Origin of the sequence: Thermus brockianus, assembly GCF_001880325.1 — a bacterium.
GTDB lineage: Bacteria > Deinococcota > Deinococci > Deinococcales > Thermaceae > Thermus > Thermus brockianus.
The window spans coordinates 767,557-790,181 of record NZ_CP016312.1; the positions used below are offsets into that span (position 1 = coordinate 767,557).

26 protein-coding genes, 1 other RNA gene and 1 pseudogene are annotated in these 22,625 nt (G+C 68.0%); 13 read left to right on the top strand and 15 right to left on the bottom strand.

Translation table 11 applies throughout. The features are described from left to right. Window positions 1-10: 10 nt before the first annotated feature. The 4 genes from A0O31_RS03955 to A0O31_RS03970 are packed head-to-tail and all read right to left on the bottom strand — an operon-like array spanning window position 11 to window position 2,066. On the bottom strand, window positions 11-757 hold the full coding sequence (locus tag A0O31_RS03955) for an HAD family hydrolase (RefSeq protein WP_071676763.1): 747 nt from the start codon (window positions 755-757) through the stop codon (window positions 11-13). Continuing rightward, window positions 757-1,119, bottom strand: coding sequence for a VOC family protein (locus A0O31_RS03960; protein ID WP_071676764.1), 363 nt, complete (start codon window positions 1,117-1,119; stop codon window positions 757-759). The genes A0O31_RS03955 and A0O31_RS03960 overlap by 1 nt, the downstream gene beginning before the upstream one ends. Continuing rightward, window positions 1,116-1,631: an LOG family protein gene (locus A0O31_RS03965; RefSeq protein WP_071676765.1), complete on the bottom strand. Its 516-nt coding sequence runs from the start codon at window positions 1,629-1,631 to the stop codon at window positions 1,116-1,118. Before A0O31_RS03965 ends, A0O31_RS03960 begins: the two co-directional genes overlap by 4 nt. Further along, window positions 1,632-2,066 carry a universal stress protein gene (locus A0O31_RS03970; protein ID WP_071676766.1) on the bottom strand — a complete coding sequence of 145 codons (435 nt, stop codon included), beginning with the start codon at window positions 2,064-2,066 and terminating at the stop codon, window positions 1,632-1,634. Window positions 2,067-2,107: 41 nt separating this feature from the next. Here A0O31_RS03970 and rlmB point away from each other — a divergent pair, with 41 nt between their 5' ends. The 5 genes and pseudogenes from rlmB (at window position 2,108) to A0O31_RS03995 (ending at window position 5,235) form a co-directional block, all read left to right on the top strand. Beyond that, window positions 2,108-2,824 (top strand): 23S rRNA (guanosine(2251)-2'-O)-methyltransferase RlmB, encoded by a 717-nt coding sequence (gene rlmB, locus A0O31_RS03975; protein WP_071676767.1) that lies wholly within the window; start codon window positions 2,108-2,110, stop codon window positions 2,822-2,824. A 4-nt stretch (window positions 2,825-2,828) separates the two neighbouring features. After that, window positions 2,829-3,901: pseudogene (locus A0O31_RS03980) on the top strand (M20 family metallopeptidase). After that, window positions 3,883-4,119 (top strand): hypothetical protein, encoded by a 237-nt coding sequence (locus tag A0O31_RS03985; protein WP_071676768.1) that lies wholly within the window; start codon window positions 3,883-3,885, stop codon window positions 4,117-4,119. The pseudogene A0O31_RS03980 and the gene A0O31_RS03985 overlap by 19 nt, the downstream one beginning before the upstream one ends. Beyond that, entirely contained in the window at window positions 4,116-5,024 is a 909-nt protein-coding gene (locus tag A0O31_RS03990; protein ID WP_071676769.1) for a glucokinase, read from the top strand. The genes A0O31_RS03985 and A0O31_RS03990 overlap by 4 nt, the downstream gene beginning before the upstream one ends. Then, complete coding sequence (locus A0O31_RS03995) at window positions 5,011-5,235, top strand: DUF2905 domain-containing protein (protein ID WP_071676770.1); 225 nt, start codon at window positions 5,011-5,013, stop codon at window positions 5,233-5,235. The genes A0O31_RS03990 and A0O31_RS03995 overlap by 14 nt, the downstream gene beginning before the upstream one ends. Window positions 5,236-5,239: 4 nt before the next feature. Here the strand turns inward: A0O31_RS03995 and folE are convergent, their stop codons facing one another. The 4 genes from folE to A0O31_RS04015 are packed head-to-tail and all read right to left on the bottom strand — an operon-like array spanning window position 5,240 to window position 7,797. Next, window positions 5,240-5,848: a GTP cyclohydrolase I FolE gene (gene folE / locus A0O31_RS04000; RefSeq protein WP_071677913.1), complete on the bottom strand. Its 609-nt coding sequence runs from the start codon at window positions 5,846-5,848 to the stop codon at window positions 5,240-5,242. Window positions 5,849-5,886: 38 nt separating this feature from the next. After that, window positions 5,887-6,579 carry a gamma carbonic anhydrase family protein gene (locus A0O31_RS04005; protein ID WP_071676771.1) on the bottom strand — a complete coding sequence of 231 codons (693 nt, stop codon included), beginning with the start codon at window positions 6,577-6,579 and terminating at the stop codon, window positions 5,887-5,889. Further along, on the bottom strand, window positions 6,560-6,940 hold the full coding sequence (locus A0O31_RS04010; RefSeq protein ID WP_071676772.1) for an NUDIX hydrolase: 381 nt from the start codon (window positions 6,938-6,940) through the stop codon (window positions 6,560-6,562). The genes A0O31_RS04005 and A0O31_RS04010 overlap by 20 nt, the downstream gene beginning before the upstream one ends. Then, window positions 6,931-7,797: a DUF1028 domain-containing protein gene (locus A0O31_RS04015; protein ID WP_071676773.1), complete on the bottom strand. Its 867-nt coding sequence runs from the start codon at window positions 7,795-7,797 to the stop codon at window positions 6,931-6,933. The genes A0O31_RS04010 and A0O31_RS04015 overlap by 10 nt, the downstream gene beginning before the upstream one ends. 52 nt (window positions 7,798-7,849) lie before the next feature. On the opposite strand from A0O31_RS04015, the gene typA reads away from it, so the two are divergent. Continuing rightward, window positions 7,850-9,610: a translational GTPase TypA gene (gene typA / locus A0O31_RS04020; RefSeq protein ID WP_071676774.1), complete on the top strand. Its 1,761-nt coding sequence runs from the start codon at window positions 7,850-7,852 to the stop codon at window positions 9,608-9,610. Window positions 9,611-9,838: 228 nt separating this feature from the next. Here the strand turns inward: typA and A0O31_RS04025 are convergent, their stop codons facing one another. Then, window positions 9,839-10,522: a hypothetical protein gene (locus tag A0O31_RS04025; protein ID WP_071676775.1), complete on the bottom strand. Its 684-nt coding sequence runs from the start codon at window positions 10,520-10,522 to the stop codon at window positions 9,839-9,841. Between the two features lie 52 nt (window positions 10,523-10,574). On the opposite strand from A0O31_RS04025, the gene A0O31_RS04030 reads away from it, so the two are divergent. Next, window positions 10,575-11,822, top strand: coding sequence for a replication-associated recombination protein A (locus A0O31_RS04030; protein WP_071676776.1), 1,248 nt, complete (start codon window positions 10,575-10,577; stop codon window positions 11,820-11,822). Window positions 11,823-11,825: 3 nt separating this feature from the next. On the opposite strand, the gene A0O31_RS04035 is transcribed toward A0O31_RS04030, so the two are convergent. Further along, entirely contained in the window at window positions 11,826-12,611 is a 786-nt protein-coding gene (locus A0O31_RS04035) for a carbohydrate ABC transporter permease (protein WP_071676777.1), read from the bottom strand. Window positions 12,612-12,641: 30 nt separating this feature from the next. Between A0O31_RS04035 and A0O31_RS04040 the strand changes: the two genes are divergently transcribed. Further along, the gene (locus tag A0O31_RS04040; protein ID WP_071676778.1) at window positions 12,642-13,844 is read left to right on the top strand and encodes a CaiB/BaiF CoA transferase family protein; all 1,203 of its coding nucleotides are present in this window, start codon (window positions 12,642-12,644) and stop codon (window positions 13,842-13,844) included. Window positions 13,845-13,929: 85 nt separating this feature from the next. On the opposite strand, the gene ffs is transcribed toward A0O31_RS04040, so the two are convergent. After that, window positions 13,930-14,030: signal recognition particle sRNA small type (gene ffs, locus A0O31_RS04045), an RNA gene on the bottom strand. A 19-nt stretch (window positions 14,031-14,049) separates the two neighbouring features. Between ffs and A0O31_RS04050 the strand changes: the two genes are divergently transcribed. Together A0O31_RS04050 and A0O31_RS04055 are read left to right on the top strand one after the other, a co-directional pair. Then, on the top strand, window positions 14,050-14,928 hold the full coding sequence (locus A0O31_RS04050; protein WP_071676779.1) for an ABC transporter ATP-binding protein: 879 nt from the start codon (window positions 14,050-14,052) through the stop codon (window positions 14,926-14,928). After that, complete coding sequence (locus A0O31_RS04055; RefSeq protein ID WP_071676780.1) at window positions 14,921-15,691, top strand: ABC transporter permease; 771 nt, start codon at window positions 14,921-14,923, stop codon at window positions 15,689-15,691. Before A0O31_RS04050 ends, A0O31_RS04055 begins: the two co-directional genes overlap by 8 nt. On the opposite strand, the gene A0O31_RS04060 is transcribed toward A0O31_RS04055, so the two are convergent. Further along, on the bottom strand, window positions 15,688-16,758 hold the full coding sequence (locus A0O31_RS04060) for an aminopeptidase (RefSeq protein WP_071676781.1): 1,071 nt from the start codon (window positions 16,756-16,758) through the stop codon (window positions 15,688-15,690). The two genes, A0O31_RS04055 and A0O31_RS04060, sit on opposite strands and share 4 nt — an antisense overlap. A gap of 20 nt (window positions 16,759-16,778) precedes the next feature. Between A0O31_RS04060 and A0O31_RS04065 the strand changes: the two genes are divergently transcribed. Next, the gene (locus A0O31_RS04065) at window positions 16,779-17,924 is read left to right on the top strand and encodes an E3 binding domain-containing protein (RefSeq protein ID WP_071676782.1); all 1,146 of its coding nucleotides are present in this window, start codon (window positions 16,779-16,781) and stop codon (window positions 17,922-17,924) included. Between the two features lie 47 nt (window positions 17,925-17,971). On the opposite strand, the gene A0O31_RS04070 is transcribed toward A0O31_RS04065, so the two are convergent. Genes A0O31_RS04070 through A0O31_RS04080 form a run of 3 tightly spaced genes read right to left on the bottom strand, consistent with a single transcriptional unit; the run spans window position 17,972 to window position 20,753 of the window. Further along, on the bottom strand, window positions 17,972-19,324 hold the full coding sequence (locus A0O31_RS04070; protein ID WP_071676783.1) for an NAD(P)(+) transhydrogenase (Re/Si-specific) subunit beta: 1,353 nt from the start codon (window positions 19,322-19,324) through the stop codon (window positions 17,972-17,974). Beyond that, the gene (locus A0O31_RS04075; RefSeq protein ID WP_071676784.1) at window positions 19,324-19,626 is read right to left on the bottom strand and encodes a proton-translocating transhydrogenase family protein; all 303 of its coding nucleotides are present in this window, start codon (window positions 19,624-19,626) and stop codon (window positions 19,324-19,326) included. Before A0O31_RS04075 ends, A0O31_RS04070 begins: the two co-directional genes overlap by 1 nt. Next, window positions 19,626-20,753 carry an NAD(P) transhydrogenase subunit alpha gene (locus A0O31_RS04080; protein WP_071676785.1) on the bottom strand — a complete coding sequence of 376 codons (1,128 nt, stop codon included), beginning with the start codon at window positions 20,751-20,753 and terminating at the stop codon, window positions 19,626-19,628. Before A0O31_RS04080 ends, A0O31_RS04075 begins: the two co-directional genes overlap by 1 nt. Window positions 20,754-20,927: 174 nt before the next feature. On the opposite strand from A0O31_RS04080, the gene A0O31_RS04085 reads away from it, so the two are divergent. Both A0O31_RS04085 and A0O31_RS04090 read left to right on the top strand, forming a co-directional pair. Then, a complete protein-coding gene (locus A0O31_RS04085) occupies window positions 20,928-21,815 on the top strand; it encodes a DMT family transporter (protein WP_071676786.1) in 888 nt (295 codons plus the stop codon). Beyond that, window positions 21,812-22,624, top strand: a complete 813-nt coding sequence (locus A0O31_RS04090) for a DMT family transporter (protein WP_071676787.1) — start codon at window positions 21,812-21,814, stop codon at window positions 22,622-22,624. Before A0O31_RS04085 ends, A0O31_RS04090 begins: the two co-directional genes overlap by 4 nt. Window position 22,625 lies beyond the last annotated feature (1 nt).

Genomic DNA, 22,625 nt, shown 5'->3' on the forward strand with positions numbered 1-22,625 from the left:
GTGAAGCGCCTCACGAAAGGAGGGCCAAGGCCTCCCGAAGGTCCTTCACCTCCAGGTGGGCGGGGTAGCGGGGGTCGGGGGAGCGGTGGCCCCGGTCCACGAAGACGGCGTATATCCCGGCCGCCAAGGCCCCCCGGATATCCCGCTCCGGGTTATCCCCCACCATCACCGCCTCCTCCGGGGGGACGCCGAAAGCGCAGAGGGCCATGCGGAAAAGCCTAGGGTCGGGCTTGCCAAGGCCCACCTCCCCGGAGACCAGGGTGAGGTCAAAGGCCTCTTTAAGCCCCGAACCCACGAGCTTCTCCCGCTGGAGGTCGGGCACGCCGTTGGTGAGGAGGACCAGGGTAGCCCCCTTTGCCTTAAGGGCCTTTAGGAACTCCGGGACCTCCGGGAAAAGGGGGTACTGGCGCCGCCTCCCAAAAAAGGCCTCCGCCAGCTCCCGGGCCCGCCTCACTGGCCCCCCTAAGGCGGCCAGGGCCTCTTGGAAGACCCGCTCCCGAAAGGGCCAGGCCCAGGCCGCCCAGGCCTCCAGGCCCGGAGTGGTGTACCGGGCCCAGAGGGCCTCGAGGGCCGAGTGGCCGATCCTTTCCGCCCACGGGTAAAAGGGGGCCTCCCGGAAAAGGGCCTCGGCCTTCGCCTTCACCGCCCCGTAAAGGCCCTCTACCCCCACCTCCTCCCCCAGGGCCTCCAGCACCTCCCGGCTCACCCCGTGGTCCACCAGGAGGGTGTCGTCCAGGTCCAAAAGCCAAAGCCGCATCAGCCCTCCCGCACCACCACCGGGTTCCCCCCGGGGTCAAAGAGGAGGAGGTGGTCCCCCGCCTCCCGGTAGGCCAGGCCGTACTTGGCGAGGCGAAGCCGCTCGTGGGCAAGGCTTTCCACCAGGAACGAAAGCCGCCCCTCCTCCAAGCGGAGCCGGGCGAAGCCCTGCCCCTCGGGCCTTGGGCGGCTGGGGCCCCGCTCCACCCCGCCCGTACCCGGTCTGAGGAGGAGCAGGGGGCCTTCCCCCGGCACCAAAAGCGCCTCCCCGGGCACGAGCTCCTCCAGGGCCAGACCCAGGGCCTGGTAGAAGCTCGCCCCCTGGCCCAGGTCGGGCACGTAGACCACCAGGGTTTCGCTCATAGACTCCTGAGAAAGCGGCGGAGCCCCTCCTCGTCCGCCACCACCTGGAGGAGGGCGAGGTCCTCCGGGGCGATCTCCCCGTGCGCCTTGAGGAGGCCAAGCCAGTAGGGGTCCACCGCCAAGGGCCGGCCCAAGCCCCGCCGGAGGTAGAGGAGGTTCCAGGCGAGGACGAGCTCCGCCAGGGTGCCCACCCCACCCGGCAGGGCCAAGTACCCCGCCCCCAGGTCCAAAAGCCGGCCGATGCGCTCGGGAAGGCTGGCCGCGGGGAGTTCCAGGTCCACGTGGGCGTTGGGGCCCTGCCGCTCGGGAAAGAGGGCGGGGGCCGTGACCCCCACCACCAAGCCCCCCTTGGCCCTCACCCCCCGGGCCAGGGCCTCCATGCCCCCTCCGTAGCCCCCGCAGGCCAGGCCAAAGCCCTCCTCGGCCAACACCTCCCCGTAGCGCACGAGCCTAGGGTACAGGGGATCCTTGGGGGATAGCCTCGAGGAAACGAAGACGGAAAGGAGGCGCATCTAGCGGCAACGCACCACCAGAACCGGCACGGAAACCCGGTGGAGCACCCCCTCCGTCACCGAGCCCAGAAGGAGCTTGTCCAGCCCCGTGCGCCCGTGGGTGCCCATGACGAGAAGGTCAAAGCCCTTGGCCGCCTCCACGATGGTGGGGATGGGGGTACCCTCCTTCACCTCCCCCGTGGCCTCCACCCCCTTTTCCCGGGCCAGATCCAAGGCCTTCCGGATGGCCTCCTCCCCCGCCTTCTTCAGGTCCTCCAAAAGTTCAAGGCCATAGGGGACGCTTTCAGGGGCGATCCAGATGGCCTGGGCGGGGTTTTCCAACACGTAGAGGAAGTGGACCTTGGCCCCCAAGGCCTTGGCCAAGGAAAGGCCGTGCTCCAGGGCCTGGAAGCTGCAGGGACTCCCGTCCGTGGGCATAAGGATGGTCCTGTACATAAGGCCTCCTTCCCCCTCATCATACGGCGTAGACTCGGACCATGTGGATCTACGGGAGGAACCCGGTTCTTGAGGCCATCCGGGAAGGCCGCGCCCGAAAGGTCTTGGTGGCGAAGGGCGTGGAGGCGTGGCTCATCCGGGAACTGGAACGGCTTGGAGCCCCTTTTGAGTTCGTCCCCCGCATTGAGCTGGACACCCTCCTTCGCACCACCCACCACCAGGGCCTGGCGGCGGAGGTGGAGGTACCCGCCCACGCCACCTTGGAGGACGCCCTTCGCCTGGCGGAGGCCCGGGGCGAGCTTCCCCTTTTGGCGGTCCTGGACGGGATCACCGACCCCAGGAACTATGGGGCCATGATCCGGAGCGCCCTGGCCCTGGGGGCCCACGGGGTGGTCTCCGAGGAAAGGCGGGCCGCCCCCCTTTCCCCCCTGGCCCTCAAGGCGAGCGCCGGAGCCGCCCTCAAGCTTCCCGTGGTCAAGGTGAAAAACCTTCCCCGCACCCTGAAGGAACTCAAGGAACGGGGGCTTTGGATTTACGGGCTAGACCTGCGGGGGGGAAAGACGCCCAGGGAACTAGACTTCCAAAGGCCCCTGGCCCTGGTGGTGGGCTCCGAGGGGGAAGGGATGCGGCGGCTCGTGCGGGAAACCTGCGACGAGCTTTTCCGCATCCCCATCCGGCCCGAGGCGGAGTCCCTAAACGCCTCCGTGGCCCTCGCCATCGCCCTGTACCAGGCGGGGCTTTCCCGGGGTGTAGGATAGGGGCGTGGACTGGGTTCGGCTCCTTTCCCGCCTCGTCCAGGCGGAAAGCCTCCCGGGGAAGGAAGAGGAGGTGGCGGGGCTTCTCCTGGAAGCCCTAAAGGCCCTAGGCCTTCCCGCCACCCTGGACGAGGCGGGGAACGTGGAGGCCCTCCTGGGGGAAAAGGAGCCCGAGGTGGTCCTCACGGGACACATGGACGTGGTGCCCGTGGGCGACTTGGCCCACTGGCCCTACCCCCAAGGGGCGGTGGTGGGGGAGAGGCTTTACGGGCGGGGGGCCGTGGACATGAAAGGCGCCCTAGTGGCCATGCTCCTGGCCTTGGAGGCCCTTTCCCAAAGGCCCTTGCGGGGACGGGTGCGCTTTCTCGCCGTGGTGCAGGAGGAGGTGGGGGGCCTGGGAAGCCGCCACGCCGCCCTGCGGCTTAGCCCTTTGGCCTTCATCCTGGGAGAGCCCTCCGGGGGGAGGCTCATGCGGGGGCACCGGGGCCGGGCCGAGATCTGGGCGGACTTTGAAGGGGAAGAGGCCCACGCCGCCCTTGCCTCCGGGGAAAACCCCCTTTACGACCTCGGGGAGTACCTCCTCGCCCTAAAGGACCTCCCCTTGCCCCAGGGCCTCAAGCTCACCCCACCCGGGTGGACACCTACCCCGGGGCCACCAACCAGACCCCCGGGGTGGTGCGGCTTTACCTGGACGTGCGCTACGAGCCCGAGGCGGAGCTGGACGGGCTTTTGGAGCGCCTCAAGGCCCTGGGCACCGCCTCCATTTACATCCCTGAGGAGGAGCGGGCCTCGGGGGAGGTGCGGATGGCCATCCCCGCCCTCTGGCCCCCCTACCGCCTGCCGGAGGACCACCCCCTCTTGCAGGCCGCCCTAAGGGCCCTAGGCCAGGAACGGGCGGGCCTATGGCCCTTCACCACCGACGCCCCCTACCTGGGGGCTAGGGCCCCGGTCCTGGGCCTGGGCCCGGGGGACCCCAGCCTGGCCCACACCCCCAAGGAGCACATCCTCCTCTCCCAAGTGGAGGCCGCCAGCCAAGCCTACGCCCGCCTCGTGGAGGCCCTATGGAACGCCGCACGGTAGCCGGAACCCCTTACGCCAGGCTCCTTTCCGCCCCCAGGCCCGTGGCCGAGGGGCTCAAGGCCCGCCTCGAGGCCCGGGGCATCCCCGTCCTCCTGGAAACCCCCTTCTCCGGCCTTCCCGAGGCCGCCCTGGGCACCTACATGGGGGACGTGGCCCTCTGGGTGCCCGAGGCCCTTTTGGGCGAGGCTGAGGCCATCCTGGCGGAGGAGGCGCCATGAGGGTGGTGGGCCTGGACCTGGGCGGCACCAAGATCGCCGCCGGGGTGTTTGACGGGGAAAGGCTCCTCTCCAAGGTCATCCTCCCCACGCCCAAGGAAGGAGGGATGGCGGTGGTGCGGGCCCTGGCGGAGGCGGCAAGGCAGGCGGAAGCGGAGGCGGGGGAAAAGGGGGTGGCCATCGGCCTCGGCACCCCGGGGCCTTTGGACTTCCGCCAAGGCACAATCCGCTTTACCCCCAACATCCCCGGCCTCGTGGACTTCCCCATCCGGAAGCTCCTGGAGGAGGCCACGGGCAAACCCGTCCACCTGGAAAACGACGCCAACGCCGCCGCCCTCGCCGAGCACCACCTGGGGGCGGCCAAAGGGGAGAGGAGCTCCCTCTTCCTCACGGTCTCCACCGGCATCGGGGGCGGGGTGGTCCTCGAGGGGAGGGTCCTGCGGGGGGAAAGGGGGCAAGGGGGGGAGCTCGGCCACATCACCCTCCTCCCGGGGGGACCGGTGTGCGGCTGCGGGCTGGAAGGGTGCTTGGAGGCCTTGGCCGCCGGGCGGGCTTTGGAACGGGAAGCCGCCTACGCCTACCACCGCCCCCTAAGCAACCAGGAACTCTTCGCCCTCTTTGAGGAAGGCGACCCCAAGGCGCAGCGCATCCTCCTCCAGGCGGCCCGTTACGTGGGCCTGGGCCTCGCCAGCCTGGTCAAGGCCTTTGACCCGGGGGCGGTGGTGGTGGGCGGGGGACTTGCCCTGAACGCCCCGGAAGGCTACTGGGACGCCCTGCAGTCCGCCTACCGCCACTACCTGGCGGGCTGGGAGGTACCCCCCTTGCGCAAGGCCAGGCTTGGGGGAGAGGCGGGGCTTCTGGGGGCCGCCCTCACCGCTTACCTGGAGGTGCGGGATGGAAGCGGGTAAGGCGCTCGTTTACCTGGGGCTTTTCCTCGTGGCCTTGGGGCTTCTTCTCCTCTACTTCCCCAAGCTCTTCGCCTGGTTCGGCCACCTGCCGGGGGACCTCCGCATAGAGCGGGAGGGCCTAAGGGTGTACATCCCCATCACCTCGGCCCTCCTGCTTTCCCTTCTCCTCACCCTCCTTCTGAACCTCTTCGGCCACTTCTGGCGGCGCTAGGGGCCTAGCGGAGGTGGCTCAAAAACTCCTCCCGCGTCTTCTGGCTTTCCCGGAAGACGCCGAGCATGGCGCTGGTGACGGTGCGGGAGTGCTGCTTCTCCACCCCCCGCATCATCATGCACAGGTGCACCCCCTCCACCACCACCCCCACCCCCTGGGGCTCGAGGACCTCCTGAATGGCCTCGGCGATCTGGACCGCCAGGCGCTCTTGCACCTGGAGCCGGCGGGCGAAGAGGTCCACGATGCGGGCGAACTTGGAAAGGCCCAGGATCTTGCCGTTGGGGATGTAGCCGATGTGCACCTGGCCGAAAAAGGGTAGGAGGTGGTGCTCGCAGAGGGAGTAGAACTCAATCCCTTTCACCACCACCATCTCGCTCCCCTCCGCCTGGAAAATGGCCCCGTTCACGATTTCCTTGAGGTCTTGGCGGTAGCCCCGGGTGAGGAAGGCCCAGGCCTTGGCCACCCGCTCCGGGGTCTTCAAAAGCCCCTCCCGGTTCGGGTCCTCGCCGATGGCCAGGAGCCAGTCCGCCGCCAGGGCCTTGAGGCGGTCCAGGTCCAGCTCGGTCTCAAAGGAAAGCCCGGTTTCTTCAATCTCCACCATCTTGCGCTCCATGGTGCCCCCTTTTTCCCCCGCCTTCTGTGGCCCCGGGCTCACTCGGGCGTAAGGAAGCCCTCCTCCACCAGGGGCAAGGCCACCTCCGGGGCTAGGGGAAACCCCTGGGCCGCCTGGCGCAGGGCCTCCAGGGCCTCCCTCTTTTGCCGCTTGAGCCGCAGGTGGAGCTCGCTAAAGGGGTTAAGGGCGTCCTGGCCCCTCAGGGTGAGGCGGTAGCGCCTGGGGGGCTCCACGGGGAAAAGACCCTTCCGGTAGCGCTCGGCCAGGGCCTGGTACCGGGGGGCGTTGCCGGGGGGTTCTGCGGGGCGGACCACCCGGGCCGGCACCCCCAGGGCCAGCATCCCCTCGGGCACCTCCATCCCCGCCGGCACCACCGCCCCCGCGCCCACCACGGCGTTTTTCCCAATCCTTGCCCCGTTCAGGACGATGGCCCCCATCCCGATCAGGGCCCCCTCCTCCACCACCGCCCCATGGACCACCGCCCGGTGGCCCACGGTGACGGAAGGCCCCAGGAGGCAGGGGAAGCCGGGGTCGGCGTGGAGGATGGCCCCGTCCTGCACGTTGGTGCCGGGGCCCACCACCACCCTTTCCAAATCCCCCCGGGCCACGGCGCCGAACCAGAGGGAAGCCCCCTCTCCCACCTCCACCGCCCCCACCACATAGGCCCCGGGGGCTAGGAAGGCGGTGGGGTGGACCTTGGGAAGCTTGTCCTCAAAGCGGTAAACGCTCAAGGGCCACCTCCAAAAGGCCCAGGTCCTCGGGGAAGGAAAGGAGGGCCCGGGCCTCCTCGGGGGCGAACCAACCCACCCCGCTCATGCCCCTTTCCAGCCGGGGCTCCCCTTCGCCCCGCATGAGGAACCAGTGGACCTCCCGTTCCACCCCCTTGGCGTTCACATAGCGGGTGGGGTAGAGGGGGCCTAGGACCACCGCCTGGACCCCGGTTTCCTCCAGAACCTCCCGCACCGCTGCCCTCTCCAGGCTTTCCCCCGCCTCAATATGCCCCTTGGGGAAAACCCAAAAGCCCATGCGGTCCCGTAGGAGAAGCACCTCCCGTTTAGCGTTGAAGACCACGCCCCCGGCGCCTAGCTCCACCCGTACCTCCCCTTGAGGTAGTCCAAGGTGGCCTCGTCCACCTCGGGACCCCCTTGGTAGCGCTCCTCCAGGTTCTCCATGCCGATAAGGGCCAAAAAGGCCTCCTCCGTCGCCCGGTCAAAGACCCCGTGGGCCTCCCCGGGGTAGAGGCCAAGCCCCCAGAGCACCCCTTGGAGCCAGCGCACCTCCTCCGGCCTCAGGGGACGCTTGGCCTTGGGGCTTTCAAAGAGGAGGCGGTGGAGGGAAAGGAGGCGGGAAAGCTCCGCCAGGGGCTCGGGATGGTCGTCCACCCGCAGGTCTATATAGCGGTCCCAAAGCCCCCCGTACCCCTTCCCCTCCCCCACCACCAGAAGGGCGGCGGACTGCCGGCCCCGCCTATCCCCCCCGGCCGCCTCCGCCGCCTCGAGGGCCCGAAGGAGCCTTTCGGGGAAAGGAAGGGCCTTTTCCCGCGCGAAGGTTTCCGCCATGGCCTCCACCACCTCGGGGCCCGCCAAGAGGTTGCCCTGGGCGGCGAAGCCCTCCCCCACCACCCCCCCGGCCCAGGGGTGGCAAAGGGCCCCGGTGAAGCTCAGGGCCTCCCCCCTGGCGCTCACCAGGCCGAACTGCCGCCTTTCCAGGTCGGGGTCGGTGCGGCGGAAGGCCTCCAGGACCCCTTCCGGGCTCGCCCCCTCCGCCAAGAGGGCCAGGCCCTGGGACCCGAAGCGGGGGTTGGCGTAGGACTGGGTGGCGATGGCCCCCACCTGGGCCCTGGCGAAGGGCACCACGGCCCCCACCGCCAGGAACTTGCTGGCCACGGCCACGCCCAGATCCCCGGTCTCAGGGTCCCGGGCCACCAGGGAAAAGGTGGCCACCACCATGCCCTTATCCTAAGCGCCTCCCCGTGGTAGAGTGGGGGGATTGGGTGCGCCCATGGAGATTAGAAACATTGCCATCATTGCCCACGTGGACCACGGCAAAACCACCTTGGTGGACGCCATGCTCCGCCAAGCCAAGGCCTTGAAGAAAGAGGAGGGTGAGCGCATCCTGGACTCCTTTGACCTGGAGCGGGAGCGGGGGATCACCATCCTGGCCAAGAACACCGCCGTGGTCTGGGACGGGGTGAAGGTCAACATCGTGGATACCCCGGGCCACGCGGACTTTGGCGGGGAGGTGGAGCGGGCCCTTTCCCTGGTGGACGGGGTGCTCCTCTTGGTGGACGCCGCCGAGGGTCCCATGCCCCAGACCCGCTTCGTGCTCCGGAAGGCCCTCGAGGCCGGCCTCAAGCCCATCGTGGTCCTCAACAAGGTGGACAAAAAGGAAGCCCGCCCCGACGAGGTCCTCAACCTCACCTTTGACCTCATGGTGGAGCTTGGCGCCTCCGAGGCGCAGCTGGACTTCCCCTACCTCTACGCCATCGGCCGGGAGGGAAGGGCCTGGCGGGACGAGCCCCGGGAGGACCTGGCGGAGCTTTTCCAAACCATCTTGGACCACGTGCCCCCGCCCCGCTGGACGGAAGGCCCTTTCCAACTCCTGGTGGCCAACCTGGACCACTCCCCTTACCTGGGCCGGGTAGCCGTGGGCAAGGTGGCCCGGGGCCGGGTGCGCAAGGGGGAAACGGTGGCCATCCTGAAGGAAGGGAACCAGGCCCTGGCCAAGGTGGCGGCGGTCTACACCCACCAGGGCCTGGAACGGGTGGAGGTGGAGGAAAGCCTTCCCGGGGACATCGTGGCCCTGGCGGGGGTGGAAGGGGCGGAGATCGGGGACACCCTGGCGAGCCCGGAGGCCCCCGAGCCCCTGCCCCGCCTGGCGGTGGACGAACCCACCGTGGCCCTCACCCTCACCCCCAACACCTCCCCCTTCGCCGGAAGGGAGGGGAAGTACGTCACGGGGCAGAAGCTCAAGGAGCGCCTAGAGCGGGAGCTTCGCACCAACGTGGCCCTACAGGTCTTGGAGGTGGCCCCCGAGGTGTTTGAGCTGAGGGGCCGCGGGGAGCTTCACCTGGCCATCCTCTTGGAAACCATGCGCCGGGAGGGCTACGAGTTCAGCGTGGGCCAGCCCCGGGTCCTCCTCAAGGATGGCCTCGAGCCCTACGAGCTTCTGGTGGTGGAAGCCCCTAAAGAGCGCTTCGGAGCGGTCATGGAGGCCCTAGGAACCAGGCGGGCGGAGATGGTGCACATGGAGGGGGGAGAAAGGGTGCGGGCGGAGTTCGTCCTCCCCGCCCGGGCCCTCTTCGGCTTCCGTAGCCTGTTCCTTTCCCTCACCGGAGGAGAAGGGATCCTAAGCCACACCTTCCACGGCTACGGCCCCGAGGCTGGCCCCATCCCCACCCGCACCACGGGGAGCGCCGTGGCCATGGAGGCCGGGGTGGCCACCCCGTATAGCCTCCACCGCCTGCAGGAAAGGGTGCAGTTTTTCATTGAGCCCGGGACCGAGGTCTACGTGGGCATGATCGTGGGGGAGCACGTGCGGGAAAACGACCTGGAGGTGAACGTCACCACCGCCAAGAAGCTCACCAACATCCGGGCCGCAGGCTCCGACGAGAACATCCGCCTCATCCCGCCCAGGAAGCTCTCGCTGGAGGAGGCCCTGGAGTTCCTGGCCGAAGACGAGCTCTTGGAGGTCACGCCCCAAAGCCTGCGCTTGCGGAAACAGGTTTTGGACCCGGCCAAGCGCAAGCGCCTGGTGAAGTAGCGAAAGGGGGCTAAAGCCCCCCTTTGGCTTCCCCAAGCTTTACTCCTCGTCCCGCTCCCCGTAGGTTTCCAAGGCCTCCTGCCACGCTTGGCTAATCTCCTTGGCCTGCTCCATGGCTGACCTCCTTAGCCTCCAAGGTAGCCTCCTGCCCGGCGTGAGGGCTTGGGCTAAAGAAAAAACCCGTACACCCCAAAGCGGTGTAGCCCCTCAGGGGCTACACCAAAAGGCCTAGGTCTGGAGGAGGGTTTCCGCCTCGAGGCGGGCGAGAACCCGTTCCAAACTCCCTCCCCGCCAGCGCTCCACGGCGTAGGCGGCCAGGGGGAAGCGTTCTTTGAGGCGCCTGATAAGCCCAGCGGCGTCCTCCGGTCGGCTTCCCTGAAGGACCAGAAGGTACCCGCCTTCCAACAGGAAGGCTAGATCCCCCCGGCGAAGCTCCTTTGCCAAGCGCTCGGGGGGTAAGGGAGCAGCGAGGTAGACCAGGATGAGCTCCCGCCTAAGGGCTAGCCCCTCCAGGGCCCCAGCCAGGCGCAGGAGGTCCTCCCGCGTCCCCACCCCTTCCAAGGCGGGGAGGAGGGGAGCCTCCCGCCCCGTGCCCAGGAAGAAGGCCGCCCCCAAAGCCGCCGCCCCTAAGACCCCGGCCATGGCGGTGTAGAAGGACCCCTCCCGCCCGGTGAAGGCCAAGGCGCTCTCCAGGGCCAGGGTCAAGGCCAAAAACCCAAGCCCCAGCACCAAGGCGAGCTGCACGCGAAAGCCCACGGGAAACCGGGAGTAAAGGCTCGCCACCGCCGCCAGGAGAAGGGCTGCCACGAAAAGGGAAAGCCCCTTTTCCACCTGGCCTAAGGCTTCCCCTTGGGCCAGGGGCAAAAGGCCCAGGAGGAAGAGAAGCCAAGGGAGCAAAAAAAGCCAGCGCATGCTCCCTCCAAGGCTACCATGCTCCCCCTTACGCCCGCCTTAGCATGGAAAGGTGGAACCCTTGGCGGAGCGCCTACGGCCGAGAAACCTGGACGAGGTCCTGGGCCAGCCCCACCTCACGGGGGAAAGGGGCCTCCTAAGGCGGATGCTGGAGGCCAAGCGCTTGAGCCCCATGGTCCTCTTCGGCCCCCCGGGCACGGGCAAGACCACCCTGGCCCGGCTCCTAGCGGAGGGCGTGGGCAAACCCTTCCTATGGCTTTCCGCCGTGGAGGCGGGGCTCAAAGAGGTGCGGCAGGCGGTGGAAAGGGCACGGGAGGCAGGGGGGCTCGTGCTCTTCCTAGACGAAATCCACCGCTTCAACAAGGCCCAGCAGGACGCCCTTCTGCCCCACCTGGAGTCCGGCCTCCTCACCCTCATCGGGGCCACGGCGGAAAACCCCGCCTTCCTCCTCACCCCCGCCCTGCGCTCCCGCCTCCGCCTCCTCCCCGTACGCCCCCTTTCCGAGGAGGACCTCCTCGCCCTCCTCCAGCGGGCCCTAAGGGACCCCCGGGGCCTCCCCGGCATCCCTTACGAGGAAGAGGCCCTAAAGCTCCTCGCCCAGGCGGCCCAAGGGGATGCCCGTTTCGCCCTGAACACCCTAGAGCTCGCCGCCGCCTTCGGCGAGGTGAGCCGGGAAAGCGTGCGGGAAGCCCTGGGGGCGGAGCGCTTCGCCATGGACCGCCAAGGGGACCGGTTTTACGACCTCATCTCCGCCCTGCACAAGAGCCTTAGGGGCTGCCACGTGGACGCCGCCCTCTACTACCTGGCAAGGCTTCTCAAGGGCGGGGCGGACCCCCGCTACGTCGCCCGCCGCCTCATCCGGGTGGCGGTGGAGGACGTGGGCCTCGCCGACCCCTTGGCCCTCCGCTTGGCGGTGGCAGCCCTGGAGGCCTACGAGGCCTTGGGGAGCCCGGAAGGGGAGCTCGCCCTGGTGGAGGCGGCGGTGTACCTGGCCCTGGCCCCCAAGTCCAATAGCCTCTACACCGCCTGGCAAAGGGCGGAGGAGATAGCCCAGGCCCACCCCGAGGCTCCCGTGCCCCTCAACCTTAGGAACGCCCCCACCGCCCTCGCCCGGGCCTTAGGCCACGGCCGGGGCTACGCCTACTACCACGAGGACCAGGAGGGGAGCTTCGCCCAGCGGTACCTGCCGGAGGGCCTCGAGGACCTCCGCCTCTTTGAGGCCACGGGGGAGGGCTGGGAAGCAAGGGTGCGGGAGCGGCTCAAAGCCCTTCGGGAGCGGTTTGCCATGAAGGAGCTGTAGACCCTAGCCCTTCAGCCCCTCCTCAAAGGTGGCCACCACCCGCCGTTCAAAGAGGAGGTACAGGAGGGCGATGGGCAAAACGCTAAAAAGGGCCGCCGCCGAGAGCAGGCCCCAGTCCGTGGGGTACTTGCGCTGCAGGTCGGTGAGCCAGGTCTGCAACGTCCAAAGCCCCGGGTCCGACACCACCACCCTGGGGTAGAGTACCAGGTTCCAGTGGGCGGCGAAGGAAAGCACCCCCGCCGCCACCAAGGTGGGCCGGACCAAGGGGAAAAGGATGCGGAAAAGGAGCACCCGATGCCCCGCCCCATCCAGCCTGGCCGCCTCCAAAAGCTCCTCCGGCACGCCCCGCATGGCCTGGTAGACCAAATAGATGACAAAGGGGCTGGCGGCAAAGGGCAAGACCAAGGCCCAGAAGGTGTCCAGAAGGCCAAACCCCTTTAAAATGCCGTAAAGCGGCACCAAGAGGAGCTCTGCCGGCACCGCCATGAGGAAGAGGTAAAAGGGCAGAAGCCCAAGCCCCGCCCTCAGGGCATAAGCGGCGAGAAGCGCCGTGAAAAGCTGCAGGGCCACCACGCCCGACGAAAGGCCTAAGGAGAAGAAAAGCCGGTCCCAGAAGCCCTCCTTGGCGAGAGCCCGAACGCTTTCCAGGCTGAAACCCATCCGGGAGAAGAGCTCCCCCGAGTACACCGCCTCCTTGGGCATGAAGGCGGCGTAGGCCATCCAGAGGAAAGGGAGGGCGATGAAAAGGAGGACGGCGAAGACGAAAAGGTGCTTGAGGAAGCGGCCCACGCCCCCACTATAACGGGTTAGGATGCCCCCATGGGACCCCTTTCCGGCATCAAGGTCCTGGACCTTTCCCGCGTGCTTGCGGGGCCCCTTTGCACCCTGATCCTGGCGGACCTGGGGGCGGAGGTCGTCAAGGTGGAACCCCCCTGGGGGGACGAGACCCGGGGCTGGGGCCCGCCCTTCCTCCAGGGGGAAAGCGCCTACTTCCTCTCGGTGAACCGGGGCAAGAGGAGCGTGGCCCTGGACCTAAAGCACCCCGAGGGCCAGGAGGCGGTGCGGCGCCTGGCCAGGGAGGCCGACGTCCTGGTGGAAAACTTCAAGACGGGGGACCTGGCCCGCTACGGCCTGGACTACGCCGGCCTTAGTGCCATAAACCCTCGCCTCGTCTACCTCTCCCTCACCGGCTTCGGCCACACCGGCCCCAGGGCCAAGGAACCCGGCTACGACGCCGCGCTTCAGGGCTACACCGGCATCATGTCCGTGACCGGGGAGCCCCAAGGCCCCCCCATGAAGGTGGGGGTGGCCTGGATTGACGTGATGACGGGGATGATGGGGGCCATAGCCGTGCTCGCCGCCCTTTGGGAAAGGGAGCGAAGCGGCCTGGGCCAGCACATAGACCTCTCCCTCTTTGACGTGGGCCTTTTCGCCCTGGCCAACCTGGGCCAAAGCTACCTCCTCACGGGGAAACCCCCAAAGAGGCTCGGCAACGCCCACGCCCAGATCGTTCCCTATGGGGCCTTCCCCGCGGAGGACGGATGGCTCGTCTTGGCCGTGGGGAACGACGAGCAGTTTGCCCGGCTCTGCCAGGTCCTGGGGCTTCCCGAGCTAAGGGAGCGCTTCCCCACCAACCGCGAGCGGGTAACCCACCGGGAAGAGGTGGTGGAGGCTCTCGCCCAAGTTCTCAGGACCAAGCCCAGGGCCCACTGGCTTAAGCTTTTCCAAGCGGTGGGCGTCCCCGCCGCCCCGGTGAACGACCTGGCCGAGGCCTTCCAGGACCCCCAGGCCCAGGCGCGGGGAGCGGTTTGGAGCCTGGAACACCCCCTGTTGGGCACGCTTCCCACCCTGGCCAACCCCTTGCGCTTCCTCTCCCGCACCCCCGCAAGCCCCCCTTCGCCCCCGCCCCTCCTTGGGGAGCACACGGAGGCCGTCCTCCTGGAGGCGGGCTTCACCCCAGAAGAGGTGCGCCGCCTTGTGGAAAAGGGTATCGCCAGGGTGGCCAAGAGACCGGAGGGATGAGGAAAAGCGCCCTTCGGAAGGGCGCTTTTGCACAAGACCCTCTGGCCAAGGGCGCGGAGGACTTGTGGATAACCCTGTGGATAAGCTGCCCCCGGCTACCCAGCGGCACCCGGACCTGGGCGCTTAGGGCTGCTTCCTTCCGGACCTGACCCGGTTCACGCCCAGCCCGCCGCGCTGGACCGGGGGCTTGGGTAGTATAGCACCCATGGAAGCCCTGAGGCTAGAGGGCGTGGGCAAACGCTACGGCCGCAAGCCCGTGCTGCAAGGGGTGAGCCTCCAGGTGGCCCCAGGGGAGGTCTACGCCCTGGCAGGCCCCAACGGCTCGGGCAAGACCACCTTGATCCGCCTGGTGACGGGCCTAGCCTTCCCCACGGAAGGCCGGGCGTTTCTCCTGGGGGAGGACGTGCACCAGAGCCCCTCGGCCAGGCGCCACCTGGGGGCGGTGGTGGAGGCCCCGGCGGCCTTCTACCCTTACCTCACGGGGCGGGAAAACCTCCGCTTGCAGGCCTACTTGGCCGGGGTTAGGGAGGAAAGCCGCATCGGCGAGGTGCTGGCCCGCCTAAGGCTGCTTTCGGTGGCGGACCAGAAGGTGGGGAGTTACTCCCTCGGCCAAAGGCAACGCTTGGGCCTGGCGGCGGCCATCCTCCACCGGCCCAAGGTCCTGGTCCTGGACGAGCCCACAAGCGGCCTGGACCCCGAGGGGGTGGAACTGGTCCACGGGCTCTTAAGGGAGCTTTCCCGGGAAGGGGTGGCGGTCCTCCTCTCCACCCACCACCTGCAGGAGGTGAGCCAGTACGCCCACAAGGTGGGGATCCTGGGCGGGGGAAGGCTTTTGGACGAGGTGGCCCTAAATGGGCGGGAGGTGTACCGCCTCGAGGCCCACCCCCCGGAAGGGGCCCTGGCCCTCCTCAAAACCCTTCCCCAGGTGGCCCAGGCCCGGCTCCAGGGAGGGGCCATCCTCTTTGAGGGGAACCCCGAAGCGGCGCTCCAAGCCCTCCTCCAAGAGGGCTACCGGGTAAAGGCCCTCTATCCCGAACGGTTTGACCTCCTCACCTACTACCAGGAGCGGGTGAAGCATGCTTAGGCTCTTTGTCTTTGAACTTTACAAGCTCTTCCGCTTGCGTTCCGTGGCCCTGGGGCTCCTTTTCGCCTTCCTCCTCCCCTTCCTCTGGGCCCTGGCCCCCGGGCTTAAGGAGGTCTATGGCCTCGTCCTAGCCTCGGGGTGGCAGGTGGTGTCCCTAAGCCTCCTCGCCGGGATGGAGTTCCTCTTCCCCTTCCTGGTGGTCATGGCGGCGAGCGAGTCCTTGGGAAGCGAGGTGGCCCAGGGCACCCTAAAAACCCTCCTCCTAAGGCCCTTGCCCCGAAGCCTCCTCCTCTTAAGCAAGCTTTTCGCCACGCTCCTTTACCCTTTCGTGCTCCTGGGGGCCAGCTTCCTCGGAAGCCTCCTTGCCGGCCTACCCCACGGGCTTGGCCCCTTTTTTGGCGGCACGGGCCTGGGGGCAGGGGGCTTCGCCGGGGTGGGGCTCCTCACCCCCGGGGAGGCGCTAAAGGAGCTCTTGCGGGCGCACCTCCTGGCGGGGGCGGTGCTCGTGCCCCTCGCCGCCCTGGCCCTCCTCTACGGGACCCTTTTCCTCTCCACCACGGCAAGCGCCCTGGCGGCGGTGGCCACCCTCCTCCTCATGCGCCTCCTCGTGGCCTTTCCCGCCCTTACGCCCTTCCTCCTCACCACCTACCTGGACCTCCACCTAAGGCCCGAGGCGGCGGGGCTTGGGCTCTCCCTCCTCCTCATCTATACCCTGGGCTTCGCCTTCCTGGCAGCCCTTCTCTTTGAACGAAAGGACCTCTAGCCCTCCAGGAAGCGGCCCTCGGAGAGAAGCGGCTCACCATCTAGAAGGAGCTTTCCCTCCTTTAGGGAAAGCACCAGGTCCCAGTGGAGGGCGCTTTGGTTTTTCCCGCCCGTTTCCGGGTAGCTTTGGCCCAAGGCCAGGTGGACCGTGCCCCCCATCTTCTCGTCCAGGAGGATGAGGCCCGTGGGCCGGGTAAGGCCGAAGTTGGTGCCGATCCCCACCTCCCCAAGCCGCCTCGCCCCCGCATCCGTGGCCAGGGCGCGGAGCAGGTAGTCCTCCCCCACCTCCGCCCGGGCCTCCACCACCTCTCCCCCCTCAAAGCGGAGGTAGACGCCTTCCACCCGCCTGCCCCCCACGAAGGCGGGGAGGTTGAAGCGCACCTCCCCTTGGGCGCTGTCCTCCACTGGACCCGTGAAGACCTCCCCCGAGGGCATGTTCCGCTTCCCGTCGGAGTTCACCCAAACCCTCCCCGCCACGGAAAGGGTTAGGTCCGTGCCCGGGGCCAGGATGCGGAGCTCCTTCCCCCGCGAAAGCCTCTGGATGAGGGCCTCCTGGAAGCGGGAAAGGGCTTTCCAGGCGGCGATGGGGTCCTCCCGGTCCAGGAAGAGGGCCCGCTCCAGGTAAGCCCTAAACTCCTCCGTGCCCATCCCCGCCCCCACGGCGTAGCCCACGGTGGGGTAGAGGGTGAGGGTCCAGCGCTTCCTCAGGCGGATCTCCTGCAAGGGCCGCCAGGCCCGCCTTTGGCGCAGGGCAAGCTCCGGGTCCAGGCTGGCCCCCTCCAGGGGGTTTTCCGCCGAAAGGATCCGCAAGAACTTGTCCGCCTTCTCGTAGAGGGCCCACTCGGCCTCGGGGATCCTCTCCAGCCACACCCCCCCATGGAGGAGGAAGTCCCGTTCCTCCCCGGGGTAGACCAGGCGGATCAGGGGGTAGGCCCCCCGGGCGAGGAGGGCCCGCTTCAGGGGAGGGATGAGGGGAAGGGCCGGGGTTTCCGCCTCCACCAGAACGGTCTCGCCGGGGCCCGCCTCGAGGCAGTACCCCGCCAAAAGCTCGGCAAAACGCGCCTCCACCCTGCTATCATAGGGCCAAGATGGAAGAACCCAAGATCACGCCCCTGGCAAGGCGGCTCGCCGAGGAGAACGGCATAGACTGGCGCCGCCTCCAAGGCACGGGCCCCGACGGCACCATCGTGGAGCGGGACATCCTGGCCTTCTTGGCCAAGGTGATGGCGGGAGAAGTGGACCTGCCCCCCATGCCGGAAGAACCGCCCCCCGTCTTGCCGGAAGAGGACCTAAAGCGGGCCCAAGAAGCCTTGGGGAGGGAAGGGGTGGACCTCTCGGAACTCCTCCCCGAGCCTTCCAAAACCCCCACGGTGCAGCTAGAAGAGCTGGAAGAGGAAGCCCTGGAGCTGGAGCCGGTCCTGGAGGAGATGGACCTGGAGCTGGACCTGGAGGATGAGGCCCTCCTGGCAGAGGAACCCCCGCCTCCTGTTCCTGAAGAGGACCTGGCCCTTCTCCCGGAGGAAACCCTAGAACCCCCTAAGCCAAGCCCCCTGGACGAGGAGCTCGCCGCCCTCCTGGCCGAGGAACCCTCCCAGGAAAAGCCGGCGGAGAGCACCCCAAGCGCCCTAGAGGAAGAGCTGGCCACCTTCCTGGCCGAGGAAGAACCCCTCCCCGAAACGCTTTTGGAGGAGGACTTCCTGGCCGAGGAAACCACCCCACCGCCCACCGAACCCGCACCCCCTCCCCTGGCCCCCGTCCCCACCCCCGCGCCCAGCGGGGCCGTCTCGGCGGCCCCCATCCCGGCAACGCCCGCCCTCCTCAGGGTCCACCGCCGCCGGTTTGACCCCACCGAGCTGCAAAAGGCCCTCGAGGCCTTCGCCCGCGCCCACGGGGTACCCCAAGACCCCCTGCCCTTCCTCCTTAGGGGTGCGGAAAGGGCCTTGGCGGAGCTGGAACTTCCCTTGAGGGCCCTGCTGGGCCATGTGGAAGGGGAAAGGGTCTGGGGCGTGAAGCCTCTAGGCGGCTTCCTCACCCTTTTCCGCCAGGAAGGGGGCGAAGAGGGAGAGGGCCTCCTCTGCTTCGTCGGGGAAGAGGAGGTCCACACGGGCCGGCCAAGCCTCTTTCTCTCCCCGGAAGGGGTCCTCGCCGCCTCGGGCCTGGAAGCCCCCGTGGCCCGGAAGCTTCTGGAGAGGGTAGCCCTTTACCTGGAAAACCCCGTGCTCCTCTTGGCCTAAAAGACCCCGCCCCGGGGCTTACCCGGGGCGGACCTGCCCGAGCAAGGCTAAAGCTTTTTCAGGGCCTGGGTAAGGTGCGTTAGCACCTGCTGGGCGTCCCCGTAGAGCATGCGGGTGTTATCGGCATAGAAGAGCTCGTTTTCCACCCCGGCGAACCCCTTCCCCTGCCCCCGCTTGATGACGATGACGTTCTTGGCCTTGTCCACGTCCAGGATGGGCATGCCGTAAAGGGGGCTCCCCGGGCGGCGGGCGGCGGGGTTCACCACGTCGTTGGCCCCGATGACCACCGCCACGTCCACGGTGGGAAACTCGGGGTTGATCTCCTCCAGGTCCTTGAGCTTATCGTAGTCCACCCCCGCCTCCGCCAGGAGGACGTTCATGTGCCCCGGCATCCGGCCCGCCACGGGGTGGATGGCGAACTTCACCTCCACGCCCCGGCTTTCCAAGAGGTCGGCGAGCTCCTTCACCTTGTGCTGGGCCTGGGAGAGGGCCATGCCGTACCCGGGCACGAAGACCACCTTGTTGGCGTAGGCCAGCATGACGGCGGCGTCCTCCACGTCAATGGGCTTCAGGCTTCCCTTGACCTCCCCCGCCTCCTGCTCCACGCCAAAGCCCCCCACCAGCACGCTCCACACCGAGCGGTTCATGGCCCGGGCCATGAGCACGGTGAGGAGGGTACCCGCCGCCCCCACCAGGGTGCCGGCCACCATCAGGGCCGGGTTGCCCACGGCGAAGCCCTCAAAGCCCACGGCCATGCCGGTAAAGGCGTTGTAGAAGGAGATGGCCACGGGCATGTCCCCGCCGCCGATGGGAAGCGTCATGAGCACGCCGAAAAGAAGGGCGAGGAGGAAGAAGAGGACGATGCTAAGGGTAGGGTCGTTCCAGAGGAGGGAAAAGCCCAAGACCACCGTGAACAGAAGGACCAGGGCGTTCACCGCCTTCTGCCCTGGGAAGAGGATGGGGCGGCTTCGCATGATGCCCTGAAGCTTGGCGAAGGCGATGAGGCTTCCCGTGAAGGCCACCGAGCCGATGAGCCCGCCCAGGATGGCCAAGGCCATGAGCCCCGGGCTCTCAAAGGCCCCCTTGAGAAGCTCCACCGCGGCGATGGTGGCGGCGGCACCCCCGCCCATGCCGTTGTAGATGGCCACCATCTGGGGCATGTCCGTCATGGCCACCTTCACCGCCGCCCACCAGGCCACCACCGAGCCCAGCGCCAAGGCCAGGAGCATGAGGCCGAAGTTGCCCATCTCCGGCCAGAAGAAGGTGGCCAAGACGGCCAGCACCATGCCCCATCCCGCCCAGACGATGCCGCTTTTGGCGGTGGTGGGGTGGGCCATGCGCTTAAGCCCCACGATGAAGAGGATGGCCACCACGAAGTAGGCTGCCTGGATGAGGTCCATTACGGACCACCCCCTTTCCCAGGCTTTTTCTCAAACATTTCCAGCATACGCACGGTGACGGCGTAGCCCCCGGCGGCGTTGGCTGCCCCCAGGATCACGCCCAGGAAGCCGATGAGCTTTTCCAAACCGGTTTCCGCATGCCCCAGGACCACCATGGCCCCCACCACCACCACCCCGTGGATGAAGTTGGACCCGGACATGAGGGGGGTGTGGAGGATGACCGGAACCCGGGTGATGAGCTCGTAGCCCAAGAAGGCCGTGAGCACGAAGATGTAAAGGGCTGCCCAGAAGCCGAACTCCATCACGCACCTCCCAGAAGGGCCTTGGTGGGCCCGTGCAGGATCTCCCCTTCCTTCATCAGAAGCGCTCCCTGGATGATCTCGTCCTCCCACTTGGGGGCGAACGCGCCCTTTTCTATGAGGAGGCTAGAGAGGTTGAAGAGGTTCTTGGCGTACATCTCCGAGGCGTGCACGGAAAGCTCGCTTGGGAGGTTCAGGGGGCCGTAGATCCGCACCCCCCGCACCTCCACCACCTCCCCCGGCTTGGTGAGGACGCAGTTGCCCCCGCTCTCGGCCGCCAGGTCCACCACCACGGTGCCGGGCTTGAGCCTTTCCATCATGTCCTCGGTGAGGAGGATGGGGGCGCGGCGGCCCGGTACCTGCGCCGTGGTGATGAGGACATCCATGCCCGCCACGTGCTCCCGCAAGGCCTCGTGCTGGATGCGCTTTTCCTCCTCGGTAAGCTCCCGGGCGTAGCCGCCCTCCCCCTCGGCGCTGATGGGGAGCTCAATGGGCTTGGCCCCCAAGGAGACCGCCTGCTCCACCGCCGCCTTGCGCACGTCGTAGGCGAAGACCTGGGCGCCCAAGCGCTTGGCGGTGGCGATGGCCATGAGCCCCGCTACCCCCACCCCCATGACCATCACCTTGGCCGGGCGGATGGTGCCCGCCGCCGTGGTGAGCATGGGGAAGAAGCGGGGGGAAAGCCGGGCCGCGTGGACCGCCGCTAGGTAACCCGCCACCGTGGCCTGGCTGGAGAGGGCGTCCATGCTCTGGGCCCGGGTGATGCGGGGGATGAGCTCCATGGCGATCACCGTGGCCTTTTTGGCCGCCAGCGCCCGCACCAGCTCGGGGTTCTTGTGGGCCTGGACAAAGCCCACCACGATGGCCCCTGGCTCTAGCGCCCCGATGAGGTCTTCCGGAGGCGGCTGAACGGTGAAGAGGAGGTTGGCGCCCCTTAGGAGCTCACCTCGCTCCACCACCTCTGCGCCCGCTTCCAGATAGGCGGCGTCCGGGTGGTAGGCGCCTTCCCCGGCACCCCGTTCCACCCGCACCCGGGCACCCCCCTTGACCAGGCGGGCCACCACCTCGGGCACCAGGGCTACCCTCCTTTCCCCGGGAGCCCGTTCCTTGGGAACCGCTACGGTCACCATAGGACCTCCTTCGGGGGCAGTATACCAGTAGGGGTAAGGACGCCTGTCCCAGGCGGAAGCCTCCCTTTACACCACCCCGGGAAAAGGCCTACACCGCCTAAACCCTCGGTCAAAACACCCGAGGAAGAGGAAAACCCCTTCGCAAAAACCCCGCTTTCGTGGAAGAATACCGCCATGCGCCCCTCGAGGCTCCAAATCTTCGCCGTTCTCCTCCTGGGGATCCTGGCCATCAGCTTCGGCAGCATCCTGGTGCGCTTAAGCCTCGAGGCCTCGGGGGAGCGAAGCCTGGCCTTCAGCCTGGTGATGAGCGCCGGGCGCATGGGCCTCGCCGCCCTCCTCCTCGCCCCAGGCTGGCTTAGGCCCCTCCCTTCCCGTAAGGGCCTTCCCTTCGCCATAGCCGCCGGGGTGTTTTTAGCCCTCCACTTCGCCTTCTGGATCACCTCCCTCTCCTACACCTCCGTGGCCGCCAGCACCGCCTTGGTGACCACCAACCCCGTCTGGGTCACCCTCTTCGGCTGGCTTTTCTTCGGGGAGAAGCCCTCTGGCACCACCCTTCTTGGGGTGGCCGTGGCCCTCATAGGGGGGCTTCTCATTGGGCTTGGGGATGCGGAAGGGGGAGGAGGGGCAAACCCCCTCCTCGGGGACCTCCTGGCGGTTCTGGGTGCGGTGGCGGTTTCCTTTTACTTCCTCCTGGGACGGGAGGCCCAGCGGCGAGGGCTTTCCACCTTGGAATACATACGCATTGCCTACACCATGGCGGCCCTGGTGCTCCTTCCCCTCCCCTACCTCTTCGGGGGCGGGTACGGGGGGTACCCCCTGGCCGTCTACGGCTACATCCTCCTCATGGCCCTTCTGCCGCAACTCGTAGGGCACACCAGCTTCAACTGGGCCACGCGGCACATCCCCCCGGTCCTGGTCACCCTCGCCATCCTCTTTGAGCCGGTGGGGGCAAGCCTCCTCGCCTTCCTGCTCTTTGGGGAGCTTCCAGGCCTGCCCGTGCTCCTGGGGGCCTTGGTCCTCCTTTTGGGCGTGGGCCTCGCCGTGGTGGGAGGTAGGCGGTGATTTTCGTCGTCTTGGCCGCGCTCCTTTGGGGCCTGGGGGGTGCCTTGGCTGGGCGGTTCATGGAGGGGATTCCCCCTGGGGTCCTCATCCCCTTGCGCTTTCTCCTAAGCTTCCTCCTCCTCCTGCCCCTCGTCCTCCGCTACCCCCCAAGGCCCGAGGAAAGGCGCCGCCTTCTGGGCGTGGGGTTCGCCCTCTCCGGGGCCCAGGCCTTTTACTACCTGGCCATCCACGCCACCACCGTGGCCACGGGAATCTTCCTCCAGTACCTGGCCCCCGCCCTCCTCACCCTTTACGCCCTCCTGCGCCGGGAAAGGCTTCCCGCCCGGGCCCTTTGGGGGGTTGCCCTGGCCCTCCTGGGGGCCTACGTCCTGGTGGCCGGGGGAAAGGGGCTAGAGGGTAGCCCCGTGGGCGTGGCCTTTGGCCTTCTCGCCGCCCTTTCCTTCGCCCTCTACGCCGCCACCTCCCAGGGGCTCAAAACCCCGCCCCTGGTGAGCCTGGGGGTGGCCACGGGGGTGGGAAGCCTCCTCTCCTTGCCCGTCCTCCTCCTAAGCCTGCCCCGCCTCCCCGCCCTGGACCTGGCGGACTGGGGAGCGGTGGCCTACCTGGTGCTCTTCGGGACCCTCCTCCCCTTTGCCCTCTTCCTGCAAGGGGTACGGGTGGTCCCCGCCCGGGAGGCCACCCTCCTCGCCATGTTGGAACCCGTGGCCGGGGCCCTCTTCGCCTGGCCCTTGGCGGGGGAGCCCCTGCGGGCGGAGGCGCTTTTGGGGGGTAGCCTCATCCTTTTGGGGGTAGCCTTAAACCGGAGGTGAT

Coding starts and splice junctions, on each gene's coding strand:
- A0O31_RS03990 (WP_071676769.1), top strand. CDS start 4,116: ATGAGGGTGGTGGGCCTGGACCTGGGCGGCACCAAGATCGCCGCCGGG.
- folE (WP_071677913.1), bottom strand. CDS start 5,848: ATGGAGCGCAAGATGGTGGAGATTGAAGAAACCGGGCTTTCCTTTGAG.
- A0O31_RS03970 (WP_071676766.1), bottom strand. CDS start 2,066: ATGTACAGGACCATCCTTATGCCCACGGACGGGAGTCCCTGCAGCTTC.
- A0O31_RS04025 (WP_071676775.1), bottom strand. CDS start 10,522: ATGCGCTGGCTTTTTTTGCTCCCTTGGCTTCTCTTCCTCCTGGGCCTT.
- A0O31_RS04015 (WP_071676773.1), bottom strand. CDS start 7,797: ATGGTGGTGGCCACCTTTTCCCTGGTGGCCCGGGACCCTGAGACCGGG.
- A0O31_RS03995 (WP_071676770.1), top strand. CDS start 5,011: ATGGAAGCGGGTAAGGCGCTCGTTTACCTGGGGCTTTTCCTCGTGGCC.
- A0O31_RS04085 (WP_071676786.1), top strand. CDS start 20,928: ATGCGCCCCTCGAGGCTCCAAATCTTCGCCGTTCTCCTCCTGGGGATC.
- A0O31_RS04070 (WP_071676783.1), bottom strand. CDS start 19,324: ATGGACCTCATCCAGGCAGCCTACTTCGTGGTGGCCATCCTCTTCATC.
- A0O31_RS04080 (WP_071676785.1), bottom strand. CDS start 20,753: ATGGTGACCGTAGCGGTTCCCAAGGAACGGGCTCCCGGGGAAAGGAGG.
- A0O31_RS04040 (WP_071676778.1), top strand. CDS start 12,642: ATGGGACCCCTTTCCGGCATCAAGGTCCTGGACCTTTCCCGCGTGCTT.
- A0O31_RS04055 (WP_071676780.1), top strand. CDS start 14,921: ATGCTTAGGCTCTTTGTCTTTGAACTTTACAAGCTCTTCCGCTTGCGT.
- A0O31_RS03955 (WP_071676763.1), bottom strand. CDS start 757: ATGCGGCTTTGGCTTTTGGACCTGGACGACACCCTCCTGGTGGACCAC.
- A0O31_RS03985 (WP_071676768.1), top strand. CDS start 3,883: ATGGAACGCCGCACGGTAGCCGGAACCCCTTACGCCAGGCTCCTTTCC.
- A0O31_RS04065 (WP_071676782.1), top strand. CDS start 16,779: ATGGAAGAACCCAAGATCACGCCCCTGGCAAGGCGGCTCGCCGAGGAG.
- A0O31_RS03965 (WP_071676765.1), bottom strand. CDS start 1,631: ATGCGCCTCCTTTCCGTCTTCGTTTCCTCGAGGCTATCCCCCAAGGAT.
- A0O31_RS04075 (WP_071676784.1), bottom strand. CDS start 19,626: ATGGAGTTCGGCTTCTGGGCAGCCCTTTACATCTTCGTGCTCACGGCC.
- A0O31_RS03960 (WP_071676764.1), bottom strand. CDS start 1,119: ATGAGCGAAACCCTGGTGGTCTACGTGCCCGACCTGGGCCAGGGGGCG.
- rlmB (WP_071676767.1), top strand. CDS start 2,108: ATGTGGATCTACGGGAGGAACCCGGTTCTTGAGGCCATCCGGGAAGGC.
- A0O31_RS04050 (WP_071676779.1), top strand. CDS start 14,050: ATGGAAGCCCTGAGGCTAGAGGGCGTGGGCAAACGCTACGGCCGCAAG.
- typA (WP_071676774.1), top strand. CDS start 7,850: ATGGAGATTAGAAACATTGCCATCATTGCCCACGTGGACCACGGCAAA.